This is a genomic window from Streptomyces pilosus (genome assembly GCF_014649835.1).
GTDB lineage: Bacteria > Actinomycetota > Actinomycetes > Streptomycetales > Streptomycetaceae > Streptomyces > Streptomyces pilosus.
This window is the reverse complement of record NZ_BMTU01000015.1, coordinates 50,713-63,580: the sequence shown is the minus strand read 5'-3', so window position 1 is coordinate 63,580 and position 12,868 is coordinate 50,713. Positions and strand designations below refer to the sequence as shown.

Genomic DNA, 12,868 nt, shown 5'->3' with positions numbered 1-12,868 from the left:
GGTCGACGTCACCCGATTGGCTCAGGGGGACCGGGTAGGCTCGCCTTCTCCGCACACGAACCGCACCCGATCCGCAGCTAGGAGCACCAAGGGATGACGCCCGGCAACAACGGCGCGAGCACGCCCGAGGACGACGACCCGTTCGGCTACCTCTACGCCGACGGGCAGGCCAACGGAGCCCAGCCGCCGTCCGGGGGCTACGGCTACCCGAACTCGGTCAACCGGGTGCGGCCGGTCGGAACCCGGCAGTACGGCCAGTCGGCGCCCGCTCCGCAGGCACCGCAGCAGCAGGGCGCCTACGGCCAGCCGAGCGCCCACTACGCCGCCCCGGAGACCCTGCCGGGCGGCGCCACCACGACCCAGTCGCACCAGCCGTCGCACGGCGGTGGCGGCCGGGGCCGCGGACCCAACACCAAGGGCCTCCTCATCGGCGCGATCGCCGTGGTCGCCGCGGTCGTCGTCGGCATCGGCATCGCCATGCTCGGCGGTGACGACGACAAGGGCGGCGACCAGGCCGACGCGAGCCCGACCCAGACCCAGGACGAGAGCAAGCCGAGCCCGACGGCGAGCGAGGGCGGGTCGGACGACGAGAAGGCCGAACTCCCCACCATCGACGCGAAGGCACTCCGCCTGGACGGGGGAGCGGCGACGGCCTCCGACGTCAAGGGCGCGAAGGCCGACGGCGGCGTCTACGTGACGGGCTTCAACCAGGTGGGTGCCAAGGTCACCTGGACGGTCAACGGCATCAAGGAAGACACGTACCGCTTCTACGCGCGCTACGGCATCCCCGGCGCCGACGCCGACGCCACCCTGATCGTCAACGGCAAGCCGGCCTCCCGCCCGCTGAACATGAAGAACTTCGGCGGGACGCCCGAGGGCGACTTCGAGAAGGGCTGGCAGACCACCTGGGCCAACGTCAACCTGGCCGACGGTACGAACACCATCGAGGTCGTCTGCAACCAGGGCAACAAGTGCAACGCGAACCTCGACCAGTTCTGGCTCGAGGACGAGCCGAACGCCTAGGCCGCGTTCGATTCCCTGGTCACCGTGACGGTGGGGAGGAACTTCTCGTAGGTGGTGCGGTCGAACTCGCCCGCTGCGGGGGAGAGGACCGTCGCCGCCGACAGGGCCACCGCGCGGGACAGGGCGGCCGGCCACGGCTGCTGCTCGACCAGGGCGGACAGCAGGCCCGCGACGGCCGAGTCGCCCGCGCCGGTGGGGTTGCCGCGGAGGCGGGCCGGCGGGGCGGCGTGCCAGCGCGAGTCCGGGGTGACCGCGAGGAGACCCTGCGCGCCCAGTGAGGCGACCACCGTGCCGGCGCCCCGGCGGCGGGCGTCCAGGGTGGCGCGCAACGGCTCGTGGGAGCCGGTGAGTTCGGCCAGCTCGTCGGCGTTGGGCTTGAGGATGTCGGGGCGGCCGGCCACTCCGCGGCGCAGCGCCGATCCGCTGGTGTCCAGGAGCGTCGGGACCCCGGCCGCGCGGGCGGTGCGGATCAGGCCCGCGTACGCGCCCACCGGGACGCCCGGGGGCAGGCTGCCGCACAGGGCCACCGCCGACGCCGACGCCAGCAGGTCCCCGTACACCTCCTGGAACGCCGACCACTCGGCGTGACTCACGGTGGGGCCGGGCTCGTTGAGCTGGGTGGTGTCGCCGGAACGCCCGTCGACGACGGCGACGGTGCGCCGCGTGGTGCCGGTGACCGGGACGAGCGCGTCCGTCAGGTGCGGCACCTCGGTGAGCAGGTCGCGCAGGACGCGTCCGGTGGTGCCGCCCGCGAAGCCGGTGACCGTCACCTCGTGGCCGAGGGCGGCGAGCACCCGGGCCACGTTGACGCCCTTGCCGCCGGGGCGTTCCGTCACCTCGGAGACCCGGTGGGAGGAGCCCGCCCGCAACGCCGGTATGCGGTAGGTGATGTCGAGAGCGGTGTTCAGCGTGACCGTGAGGATCACCTGGCCGACCTCCCCTTTTGCCTGCGCTTCCACGTGTCCCGGGGCCACGATCATGCCAAACGCAGGGCGGTCGGCCCAGCCCTCGGGCCGACCGCTCTGCGTCACGACTGCGGGACGGATCAGTCCAGTTGGGGATCGACCACCCATTCCCCCCGGCGCATCACGCCCACCAGGTCGAAGCCGGCGTCCAGAACCACCAGGTCGGCGTCCTTCCCGGGCTCCAGGGAACCGATCCGGTCGTCCAGGCCGAGCAGTCGCGCCGGGTTGGCGGAGATCGCCGCGACGACGTCCTCCACGGGCAGCCCGTCCACCGTCACCGCCCGCTTGAAGGCACGGTCCAGGGTGAGCGTGGAGCCGGCGATCGAGCCGCCCTCCACCAGCCGGGCCACCCCGTCCGCGACCTCGACCTCCATCGGGCCCAGCATGTAGCGGCCGTCGCCGAATCCGGCCGCGTCCATCGCGTCGGTGATGAACGCGACCCGGTCCCGGCCCGCGTGGTGGAAGGCCAGCCGGAGCGTGGCCGGATGCAGGTGCGTGCCGTCGTTGATCAGCTCGACGGTGACCCGTTCGTCCTCCAGCAGCGCGGTGATCGGGCCCGGGGCACGGTGACCGAGCGGGGGCATCGCGTTGAACAGGTGCGTGGCGACCGTCGCGCCCGCGTCGACGGCCTGGAGGGTCTGCTCGTAGCTGGCGTCGGTGTGCCCGACGGCCGCGATCACCCCGTGCTCGGCGAGCAGCCGTACGGAGTCCAGGCCGCCGGGCAGCTCGGTGGCCAGCGTCATCATCCGCGCCTGCCCGTGCGCCGCGTCGATCAGCTTGCGCACCTCGGCCGGGTCGGGGTCGCGCAGCAGCTGCTCGTCGTGCGCGCCCTTGCGGCAGGGGGAGATGAACGGCCCCTCGAAGTGGATGCCGGCGATGTCGCCCTGCTGGGCCAGCTCCGCCAGCATCCCGGCGTGCCGGGCGAGGAAGTCCAGGTCGCCGGTGACGGCGGAGGCGACCAGCGTGGTGGTGCCGTGCGCGCGGTGGGTGCGCACGCCCTGGAGGACGTCCTCGGCGGTGCCGCCCGCAAAGGAGGCACCGCCGCCACCGTGGTTGTGGATGTCGACGAAGCCGGGGACCAGCCAGTGGCCGGAGAGGTCGAGGGTCTCGGCGGACCCGGGTGCCGTGGCGGCGATCCGCGTGCCGTCGACGCTCACACGGCCGTCGTCCACGGTCCCGGTGGGCAGGACCACCCGGGCACCGGCGAGAACCTTGGTGGGGGCCATCAGGTGGTTACCTCCGAGGGGTCAGTGGGGTCAGTGGGGTCAGTGGGATCGGTCGGACCGGTCGGACCGGTGGTGCCGTCGATCAGGTCCCGGGCGAGCAGCCCCGCGCCCAGGCATCCGGCGGTGTCCCCCAGGGTCGCGGGGACCAGGGTGGGCAGCTTCTGGAAGGTGACCCGCCGCCGGACGGCCTCCCGCAGCGGTGTGAACAAGGTTTCCCCCGCCTCGGCGAGCCCGCCACCGATGATCAGCGCCCGGGGGTCCAGCAGGGTGAGCGCGGTGACCAGCCCGTCGGCGAGCGCGTCCACCGCCTCCTGCCACACCTGACGGGCCCGCGCGTCACCGGACTCGACGGCCTTCGCGCAGTCCGCCGCGTCGGCGCCCGGGTCGCCGCAGGCCGCCGCCCACGCCTCACTCACCGCCGCCGCGGACGCGTACCGCTCCAGACAGCCGCGCTGCCCGCACGGACAGGGGGCGCCCCCGGGCCGTACGACGATGTGGCCGATCTCGCCCGCGAAACCGTGCGCGCCCGCCTCCACCCGGCCGTCGATGCCGATGGCGCCCGCGATCCCGGTGCCCAGCGGCACGAAGAGGAAGCGGTCGGCGCCCCGGCCGGCTCCGATGCGGCCCTCGGCGAGGCCGCCGGTGCGCACGTCGTGGCCGAGGGCGACGGGGATGCCGCCGAGCCGCTCGGTGAGCAGCGCCCGCAGCGGGACGTCGCGCCAGCCGAGGTTGACCGCGTGGACGGCGACGCCCCGCGCCTCGTCGACGATCCCGGGAACGGCGACGCCGGCGGCGACCGCGGCCTCGCCGTGCCGGTCGATGCCGTGGGCGCGCAGTTCGGCCGCGAAGTCGAGGATGCCCGCGACGACCGCCTCCGGTCCGCGGTCGCGGCCGGTGGGTCGGCGCGCCCGGTGCAGCAGCTCGCCGTCCGCCCCGATCAGGGCGGCCTTCATCCCGGTGCCGCCCACGTCGAGGGCGATGACATGTTTCACGGGAAACAGTGTGGACCGGGGACCCACAAGAGGTCTAGTCCACTCACGTGGTGTAGACCTTATTCCGACTATCGAAAAGTTTCGGGACGGCGCGGAGCGCCGGGGCAGGGGCAGGGCACGTGCAGCGGCGGGTCAGGACGAGGACGATCGCGGCGATGTCCGCGCTGGGGCTGACGGGGGTCCTCGGTGGGTGCGGAGCCGGCGGCGGGTCGTCCGACGTGACGCTGACCCTCGTCGCCGCCGACTACGGCACCAGCGCGGACACCAGCTCCAAGAAGTACTGGGCCGACCTGGTCGAGCGGTACGAGTCGGACCACCCCGGGGTGAGGATCGAGGTCAGCGTCCACTCCTGGAACGACGTCGACCGCGAGGTCAAGGAAATGGTGGACGCCGGGGAGGCGCCGGACATGGCGCAGATCGGCGCGTACGCCGACTACGCGGCCGAGGGCAAGCTCTACCGGGCCGGCGACCTGCTCTCCATACCGGTCCAGGCCGACTTCCTCTCCCAGCTCGCCGAGGCGGGACAGGTCAACAGCGTGCAGTACGGCATGCCGTTCGCCGCGTCCACGCGCGTGCTGTTCTACAACAAGGACCTGTTCGGCAAGGCCGGTATCACCCCGCCGACCACCTGGGACGACATCGCCGAGAACGCCGAGGCGCTCGACGCGGAAGGCGTGAAGTACCCGTACGCGCTGCCGCTCGGACCGGAGGAGGCGCAGGCGGAGACCATGCAGTGGATGCTCAGCGGCGGTGGCGGCTACACCGAACTCGGCGGCAGCTACGGCATCGACTCCACGGAGAACGTCGCCACCTTCACCTGGCTGCGGGACGAACTGGTCGGCAAGGGCCTCACCGGTCCCGTCGAGCCCGGCAAGCTCGACCGGGCCGAGGCGTTCGAGGCGTTCGCCGCCGGTGACGTCGGCATGCTCAACGGGCACCCCTCGCTGATGGAGGCGGCCGGGAAGAAGGGCGTGAAGTACGGCATGGTGCCGACGCCCGGCGTCGACGGCGCGAGCGGCTCCACGCTCGGTGTCGCCGACTGGATGATGGCCTTCAACGAGAACGGCCACCGCGACGAGGTCGGCGACTTCCTCGACTTCGTCTACAGCGAGGAGAACGTCCTGAAGTTCTCCCGCGACTACAACCTGCTGCCGGTCACCGGCTCCGCGTCCCGCGCGATGGCGGCCGGCGGGCAGGACAAGGACCTCGCGCCGTTCCTGGAGCAGCTGCCGACCTCCGAGCTCTACCCGGTCGGGAACACCTCCTGGGCGTCGGTCAACGCGGCGGTCAAGAAGCAGATCGGCAAGGCCGTGGAGCCCGGCGGCAGCCCCGCGGGGGTCCTGGGCACCCTGCAGGCGGCGGCTTCGCGCGCGGAGAGCGCGGAGTAGCCTGCGGGGCATGGAACAGGGGGACGACGAAGCGGGTGGGCGCGGGCTGGGCCGGCGGGAGCGGGACATCCTCGCGCTGGAGCGCCGGTCGTTCGCCGGGCCCGGGGCGAAGGAGCGGGTGATCCGGGAGGAGCTGGGGCTGGCGCCGGTGCGGTACTTCCAGCTCCTGAACGCCCTGCTGGACGATCCGCGGGCGCTGGCCCACGACCCGGTCACGGTCAATCGCCTGCGCCGGATACGGGAGCGGCGCCGCGGGGAGCGGTGAGGGCGCGTGGCTTCGGACGCCGGTGTGCCTTCCCCCGCCGCCCCCCTTCCCGTCGGCGGGGGGCGTGAACCAGTCAGGGCATGCGGTCCGCCAGGGTGCGCAGGAGGTGGACGACGCCGGAGGGACCGTCGGTGATCAGGTCCGCGCGTTCCCGGAGCTCCGTGACCTCCTCGCTGCCGCTGCAGACCAGGAGGCCGGGCGTGCCGGTGGCGCGGAGCTTGTCGACGGCCGTGAAGGCGGCGAGGTCGCCCAGGTCGTCGCCCGCGTAGAGGACCGAGCCGGCGCCGATCTCCCGGGCGTACTCCAGCAGCGCGACCCCCTTGTCCATGCCGGGCGGGCGCAGCTCCAGGACCATGCGGCCGGGCTCGACGACCAGACCGTGCCGGGTGGCGAGGTCGGTGAGCGGCTCGCGCAGGGCCTCGAAGGCGGCCTGCGGATCGGCGGCCCGGCGGGTGTGGACGGCGACCGCCCGGCCGCCCTTCTCCTCGATCCAGGTGCCCTGCCACGCCCCGAAACGGTCGAGCAGCCCGGGCAGTTCCGCGCGGGCGGTGGCGACGCCGGGGTGCGGGGCGGGAGCGGTGACCGTCCCCGTCACGGCGTCCCAGCGTTCGGCTCCGTAGTGGCCGAGGACGACGAGGTGCTCCAGTCCGGGGACGCCCGCGAAACCGCCGTTGCGGACCGCGACGCCGGCCGGCCGGCCGGTGACGACCGCGACGGCGGCCACCTTCGGGGCGAGCGCGGCGAGCGCGGGCACCGCGCCGGGGTGCGCGCGGGCCTGCTCCGGGTCGGGCACGATCGGCGCGAGCGTTCCGTCGAAGTCGAGCCCGATCAGCGCCTTGCCCGGATGGGAGAGAAGCGCTTCGAGACCCTCCCGCCCGGCCTGCGTGGCGGGCGTCGGCAGGGTGCTCGGGTCCGTGGAATCCGTGTGGCTGGCCATGAGCCCAACCTATCCGCGGTCGCGCCCTCGCACGCCTGCCCGACCGGCCGTACCGCTCAGTGGGACGCCGGACCGCCCCGCAGCGCGTCGAGCTGGTCCAGGAACCAGCGGGCCGGGGGCAGCGCGGTCGCCGCGGCGGCCAGGCGCTTGGTGCGGTCGGTGCGGTCGCCCGGGCCCATCGTCAGGGCCTCGTGCAGCGCGCGGGCGGTGTCCGCGACGTCGTACGGGTTGACCGTGATCGCGTCCTCGCCCAGCTCCTCGTGGGCGCCCGCCTCCCGCGACAGGACCAGCGCGCAGCCCCCGTCGGAGACCACCGGCACCTCCTTGGCGACCAGGTTCATGCCGTCGCGGATGGGGTTGACCAGGGCCACGTCCGCCAGCCGGTACGCGGCGAGCGAACGCGCGAAGTCGTCCTTGACGTGGAGCACGACCGGCCGCCAGCCGGGGGTGCCGTAGCGCTCGTTGATCTCCTCCGCGACCCGCTGCACCTCGGCGGTGTAGTCGCGGTACACGGCGAGGTCCTGCCGGGAGGGGTAGGCGAAGGCGACGTGCACGACGCGTTCGCGCCACTCGGGGCGGTCCTCCAGGAGCTGCCGGTACGCCAGCAGGCCCCGCACGATGTTCTTGGACAGCTCGGTGCGGTCGACCCGGACGATCGCCCGGCGTCCCTCGCCGATCTCCTCCCGCAGCGCGGTGATCCGCTCCTCGACGTCCGCCTCGTGGGAGCGGGCGCGCAGGAAGTCCGCGTCGGCGCCCAGGCCGTGCACCCCGATCTCCGTGTCGCCGGGCCCGCCCGCGAACCGCTCGCAGCACGCGGTGAACGCGTCCGCCCAGCGGTGGGTGAGGAAGCCGAGCCGGTCGGCGCCGAGCATCCCGCGCAGCACCTGGCGCGCGATGTCGTCGGGCAGCATCGCGAAGTACTCCGGCGGCGCCCACGGGGTGTGCGAGAAGTGCCCGATGCGCAGGTCGGGGCGGAGCTCGCGGAGCATCCCGGGGACGAGGGTCAGGTGGTAGTCCTGCACCAGGACCGCGGCGCCCCGCGCCGCCTCCTGGGCCAGCGCCTCGGCGAACGCCCGGTTGTAGTCCTCGTACGACGCCCACTGGCGGCGGAACTCCGCGTCGAAGACCGGTTCCAGCGGTGTCTGGTACAGCATGTGGTGCACGAACCACAGCACCGAGTTGGCGATCCCGTTGTACGCGTCGGCGTGCACGTCCGCCGGGATGTCCAGCATCCGCACGCCGTCCTCGCCCACCCCGCGCCGCACCGCCTCGCGGTCGCCGTCGGACAGTGCCGAGCACACCCACAACGCGCCCGCCTCGGGGCCGATCGCCGACAGCCCGGACACCAGCCCGCCGCCGCCGCGTCTGGCCCGCAGCGACCCGTCGTCCGCGACCTCGTACGAGACCGGTCCCCGATTGGAGGCGACCAGCACCTGAGCAGCACCGAAGCTTGAAGCCATACGCCTCAACCTAGCCCGGCCCCCGGAACCTCAAACGTGCCACCGCGTCACCCCGGCGGCGATTCGGTCACGCATCTTGTGTGGAAGTTGTGAACGGTATGAAGATGCGTGGTGCACGTTTCAACTATTCGGGGGGTGGGTGCGATGCGTATACGCATGCCCGGGGGCGTTCGCGGACTGACCGGCACGACGGCGATGATCGCGGCCGCCGTGCTGGCCCTGGCCGGCTGCGGCGACGGGGGCGGCATGGACGGTGCGGCGGAGCGGCCCGCGGCGGCCACCACGACCACGCAGAGCGGCAGCCCGGCCCCCGAGCCGTCCCCCACCACCCAGAGCCCCACCCCGGCCCCGGCCCCGACGCCGACCCCGACCCCCGTCACACTGTCCGACCACACCGGGGGACGCGTCGGGACGGCCGTCGCCGCGGCCCGGAAGGCCGGCCTCGGCTACACGGTCCGCCTGGAGGGCACCGGCCGGACGGCCTCCTCCTGGGGCGCGGGCGAGAAGGTGTGCGAGCAGACCGACGGGTCCGACGGCGTGACGTTCACCGTCCCGCGCGACGGCCGCGACTGCGACGGGCGCCTGCTCCACACCCCGAAGCCGACCCCGACCCCGCAGCCCGAGCAGCCCCGGGACACGGGCGGCAGCGGCGGCTCCGGCGGAGGCGGCACCGCCGGCTGCGAGCTCACCAGCCCGGCCGGCAACTGCTACGCCGACGGCCAGTTCTGCGCCACGAAGCACCGGGGTCTGAGCACCCACGGCCGCGGCGGCGAGTACCTGACCTGCTCCCTCGACTCCGGCGGCAGGTGGCGCTGGTCGGACGGCGTCGCCGGCTGACGGACGGGCGGGGCCCGCTCGCGGGCGGGTCAGGCCACCCGGCGCGTCCGGTACTCGGCGATGTCCGTCATCGGCGGCCGTTCCTCCGTGTCGACGGGGTGCGTCCGGGGTTCGAAGGCGGTGCCCCGGCGCTCGAACTGGGTGAGGGCCGGGCGGATCAGGTGGGCGCGGGCCAGGCGGAGCTGGGCGGTGCGGTAGATCGCGGCGGCCATCCGGCCGAGGGCCTGCCCGTCCTGGTGCCGGTGCTTGCGCACCCCGACGTCGACCTGCGCCAGCGCGTCCAGACCCACCAGGTGCAGGGCGTCGACCAGCATGCCGAGCTCGATGCCGTAGCCGACGGGGAAGGGCAGCCGCTCCAGCAGGGAGCGGCGGGCCGCGTACTCGCCGCCCAGCGGCTGGACGAAGCCCGCGAGCTGCGGCCAGTGCAGGTTCAGCAGCGGCCGGGCCATGAGTTCGGTGACCCGGCCGCCCTGGCCGGCGGCCGCGCCGAGCGGGCGGTCGTACATGGCCTTGACCAGGTGGACGTCCGGGTCGGTGAGGAGCGGGCCGACGATGCCGGTGACGAAGTCCGACGAGAACTCCCTGAGGTCGGCGTCGACGAAGCACACGATGTCGCCGCGGGTGACCAGCAGCGACCGCCACAGCACCTCCCCCTTGCCGGGCACCGCCGGTATGCGGGGGAGTATCGCGTCCCGGTGCACCACCGTCGCGCCCGCCGCCGCCGCGGCCTCGGACGTGCGGTCGGTGGATCCCGAGTCGATCACCACCACCTCGTCGACCAGGGGGCAGCGCAGCATCAGGTCGCGGCGGATCACCGACACGATGTCGCCGACCGTCGCCTCCTCGTTCAGCGCGGGCAGCACCACGCTCACCGTCCGGCCCGTGGCGCGTTTCGCCGCCAGAATCCGGTGGAGCGGGCGGTCGGTCACCGACCACGACCGGTCGGTCAACCAGCGCTCGACTTCTTCCAGCACGGTCCCGGGCTCCTCACTGGCCTGGTGATCCATCTCGCGGTTCGGACGACTATCTCAACCACCCAGGCCTTCGGTTACAGTCTTGAGCAACGCCGGGGGACCTCGCATGTCGGGGTCACCGGGCGGACAACTGAACACCGCTCATCCAGAGGGGCAGAGGGATACGGCCCGATGAAGCCCCGGCAACCCTCCAGTCGGTTCCTGTCACGCGGACGTGGCGAGGCTCCCGGCTAGGGAAGGTGCCAAATCCGTCTCACGACGAGATGCGTCGTGAGGAAGATGAGGAGAAAGGGCCTCGCCTCACATGGCTGTGCAGACCGTTGCAAGCACCACCGACTCCGCCACCGCGAACGCCGTCGACCTGGGCCCCGCCGCCGCGCTCTCCTGCCGCGAATGCGGCCACCGCGTGCCCCTCGGCCCCGTCTTCGCCTGCGAGGAGTGTTTCGGCCCGCTGGAGATCGCCTACGACTTCTCGGCCTACGACACCGAGGAACTGCGGAGCCGGATCGAAGCGGGACCCGCGAACATCTGGCGCTACGCGCCCCTGCTGCCCGTCCCCGCGGACGTGGCGGACAAGCCGAACCTGAACCCGGGCTGGACCAAGCTCGTCCAGGCCGACAACCTGGCCCGTGAGCTGGGCGTCGACCCCGGAAAACTCTTCGTCAAGGACGACTCCGGCAACCCGACGCACTCCTTCAAGGACCGTGTCGTCGCCCAGGCCCTGGAGGCCGCGCGCGCCTTCGGTTTCACCACCCTCTCCTGCTCCTCCACCGGCAACCTGGCCGGCGCGGTCGGCGCCGCCGCCGCCCGGGCCGGCCTGCGCTCCTGCGTGTTCATCCCGCACGACCTGGAGCAGGGCAAGGTCGTCATGGCCGCCGTCTACGGGGGCGAACTCGTCGGCATCGAGGGCAACTACGACGACGTGAACCGTTTCTGCTCCGAGCTGATCGGCGACCCGGCCGGTGAGGGCTGGGGCTTCGTCAACGTCAACCTGCGGCCGTACTACGCCGAGGGGTCCAAGACCCTCGCGTACGAGATCTGCGAGCAGCTCGGCTGGCGGCTGCCGGACCAGATCGTCGTCCCGATCGCCTCCGGCTCGCAGCTCACGAAGATCGACAAGGGGCTGCAGGAGCTGATCGGGCTCGGGCTCGTCGAGGACCGGCCGTACAAGATCTTCGGTGCCCAGGCGGAGGGGTGCTCGCCGGTGTCCACCGCGTACAAGGCGGGGCACGACGTCGTCCGGCCGCAGAAGCCGGACACGATCGCCAAGTCGCTGGCGATCGGCAACCCGGCGGACGGGCCGTACGTGCTGGACATCGCGCGGCGTACCGGCGGTGCGGTGGAGGACGTGGACGACACGCAGGTGGTCGACGCCATCCGGCTGCTGGCGCGGACCGAGGGCATCTTCGCGGAGACCGCGGGGGGCGTGACCGTGGGGGTCACCAGGAAGCTCCTGGAGAGCGGGGCGCTCGACCCGTCGCTGACCACCGTGGTGCTCAACACCGGGGACGGCCTGAAGACGCTGGACGCGGTGGCGGGGACGGGACTCACGGCGACGATCCGGCCCAGCCTGGAGTCGTTCCGGGAAGCCGGACTCGTCTGAGGGCCGCTTCACCGTCGTCGTCCGCGGGCCGGCGGGGGCTGCGCGCGCAGCTCCCCCGCCCCCGGCAAGTCACCTGACCGGAGGTTTTCACGTGAGCGTCACCGTTCGTATCCCGACCATCCTGCGCACCTACACCGGCGGCAAGGCCGAGGTGAACGCCGAGGGGGCGACCCTCGGGGAGGTCATCTCGGACCTGGAGAAGAACCACACCGGGATCGGCGCCCGGGTCCTGGACGACCAGGGCAAGCTGCGCCGGTTCGTCAACGTCTACGTCAACGACGACGACGTGCGGTTCGAGCAGGGGCTCGACACGGCCACCCCGGACGGGGCCGGCGTGTCGATCATTCCGGCGGTCGCCGGAGGCTGATCATTACCTTCGGTAATGACGGTTACCGAGCGTTTGGCGCATTGCCCCCTCCGTGAGAGATCCGGAGGGGGCAATTCCATGGGATTGAGCGCGGTAGGGTTGGGGAACGCGCTCCCGATCCACTGATCGAGCCCACTGAATTCCTGCCGCGGTTCCGACTGGATGTAGCCAAAGTGTGGGCACTTTTCGCGGCATTTGTGACCTTTGTCCGGCCCGACTTGCCCTGAAATCGGGCGAATTCACGCCACATTCCGGACCGGTCTCGTCCAGATTTCTCGTCCGATTGACCTGTTGCAGACGGCAGTTGGACAGATACATTCGGCCGCGGTCGACGCGTTCCGGCGCACGCCCCCAACCGTTTGGGGGGTGAGGTCTGACCCGGGTCCGCGAAGTGTGGATCTGTGCAAGGGCCAGTAATAGGGGAGTTAGGCATGGCTCAGGGCACCGTCAAGTGGTTCAACGCGGAGAAGGGGTACGGCTTCATCGCGGTCGACGGTGGTGCGGATGTTTTCGTCCACTACAGCGCGATCCAGATGGACGGCTACCGCACCCTCGAAGAAGGCCAGCGGGTCGAGTTCGAGATCTCGCAGGGTCAGAAGGGCCCGCAGGCCGACATGGTTCGTCTCAGCGCCTGAACGCGCTACCTGCCGCAAGCATCTTCTGCCGACGAAGGGCCCGCACCTCCCCGGGGGTGCGGGCCCTTCGCCGTGCCCGGCGCCCCCCGACGTGTTCGCGCGCGGCTGAGCGCCCCCCCGTACCCCCATAGGCGCTTGCACTCGCATGGGTCGAGTGCTAATCATTGGCGTTAGCACTCTGAAGGTGAGAGTGACA

At 72.5% G+C, this 12,868-nt stretch carries 13 protein-coding genes and 1 riboswitch; of the genes, 7 read left to right on the top strand and 6 right to left on the bottom strand.

The genetic code is table 11. The features are described from left to right. Positions 1-93 precede the first annotated feature (93 nt). Positions 94-1,023, top strand: a complete 930-nt coding sequence (locus tag IE118_RS28660; protein ID WP_189560986.1) for a carbohydrate-binding protein — start codon at positions 94-96, stop codon at positions 1,021-1,023. On the opposite strand, the gene IE118_RS28655 is transcribed toward IE118_RS28660, so the two are convergent. The 3 genes from IE118_RS28655 to IE118_RS28645 all read right to left on the bottom strand — a co-directional run bounded on the left by IE118_RS28655 (position 1,020) and on the right by IE118_RS28645 (position 4,206). Next, on the bottom strand, positions 1,020-1,949 hold the full coding sequence (locus IE118_RS28655; protein ID WP_189561091.1) for a 1-phosphofructokinase family hexose kinase: 930 nt from the start codon (positions 1,947-1,949) through the stop codon (positions 1,020-1,022). The two genes, IE118_RS28660 and IE118_RS28655, sit on opposite strands and share 4 nt — an antisense overlap. Before the next feature lie 119 nt (positions 1,950-2,068). After that, a complete protein-coding gene (nagA, locus tag IE118_RS28650) occupies positions 2,069-3,214 on the bottom strand; it encodes an N-acetylglucosamine-6-phosphate deacetylase (protein ID WP_189560985.1) in 1,146 nt (381 codons plus the stop codon). Then, positions 3,214-4,206, bottom strand: coding sequence for an ROK family protein (locus IE118_RS28645; protein ID WP_189560984.1), 993 nt, complete (start codon positions 4,204-4,206; stop codon positions 3,214-3,216). Before IE118_RS28645 ends, nagA begins: the two co-directional genes overlap by 1 nt. 119 nt (positions 4,207-4,325) lie before the next feature. Here IE118_RS28645 and IE118_RS28640 point away from each other — a divergent pair, with 119 nt between their 5' ends. Together IE118_RS28640 and IE118_RS28635 are read left to right on the top strand one after the other, a co-directional pair. Next, positions 4,326-5,594, top strand: coding sequence for an extracellular solute-binding protein (locus tag IE118_RS28640; protein ID WP_444545599.1), 1,269 nt, complete (start codon positions 4,326-4,328; stop codon positions 5,592-5,594). A gap of 10 nt (positions 5,595-5,604) precedes the next feature. Then, positions 5,605-5,859 carry a DUF3263 domain-containing protein gene (locus tag IE118_RS28635; protein ID WP_189560982.1) on the top strand — a complete coding sequence of 85 codons (255 nt, stop codon included), beginning with the start codon at positions 5,605-5,607 and terminating at the stop codon, positions 5,857-5,859. Positions 5,860-5,932: 73 nt separating this feature from the next. Here the strand turns inward: IE118_RS28635 and otsB are convergent, their stop codons facing one another. Together otsB and IE118_RS28625 are read right to left on the bottom strand one after the other, a co-directional pair. Further along, positions 5,933-6,796, bottom strand: a complete 864-nt coding sequence (gene otsB, locus IE118_RS28630) for a trehalose-phosphatase (RefSeq protein WP_189560981.1) — start codon at positions 6,794-6,796, stop codon at positions 5,933-5,935. Between the two features lie 56 nt (positions 6,797-6,852). Beyond that, on the bottom strand, positions 6,853-8,256 hold the full coding sequence (locus IE118_RS28625) for an alpha,alpha-trehalose-phosphate synthase (UDP-forming) (protein ID WP_189560980.1): 1,404 nt from the start codon (positions 8,254-8,256) through the stop codon (positions 6,853-6,855). A gap of 144 nt (positions 8,257-8,400) precedes the next feature. Here IE118_RS28625 and IE118_RS28620 point away from each other — a divergent pair, with 144 nt between their 5' ends. Beyond that, on the top strand, positions 8,401-9,093 hold the full coding sequence (locus IE118_RS28620) for a hypothetical protein (RefSeq protein WP_189560979.1): 693 nt from the start codon (positions 8,401-8,403) through the stop codon (positions 9,091-9,093). A gap of 29 nt (positions 9,094-9,122) precedes the next feature. Here IE118_RS28620 and IE118_RS28615 read toward each other — a convergent pair whose 3' ends face one another. Continuing rightward, positions 9,123-10,067 (bottom strand): glucosyl-3-phosphoglycerate synthase, encoded by a 945-nt coding sequence (locus IE118_RS28615; protein ID WP_189560978.1) that lies wholly within the window; start codon positions 10,065-10,067, stop codon positions 9,123-9,125. 138 nt (positions 10,068-10,205) lie between these two features. Further along, a riboswitch (SAM riboswitch) is annotated at positions 10,206-10,353 on the top strand. A gap of 18 nt (positions 10,354-10,371) precedes the next feature. Between IE118_RS28615 and thrC the strand changes: the two genes are divergently transcribed. From thrC to IE118_RS28600, 3 genes are all read left to right on the top strand, one after another. Next, entirely contained in the window at positions 10,372-11,670 is a 1,299-nt protein-coding gene (gene thrC / locus IE118_RS28610) for a threonine synthase (protein WP_189560977.1), read from the top strand. 91 nt (positions 11,671-11,761) lie between these two features. After that, a complete protein-coding gene (locus IE118_RS28605) occupies positions 11,762-12,037 on the top strand; it encodes a MoaD/ThiS family protein (RefSeq protein ID WP_189560976.1) in 276 nt (91 codons plus the stop codon). A 431-nt stretch (positions 12,038-12,468) separates the two neighbouring features. Continuing rightward, positions 12,469-12,672: a cold-shock protein gene (locus tag IE118_RS28600; protein WP_004929928.1), complete on the top strand. Its 204-nt coding sequence runs from the start codon at positions 12,469-12,471 to the stop codon at positions 12,670-12,672. Positions 12,673-12,868: the final 196 nt, after the last annotated feature.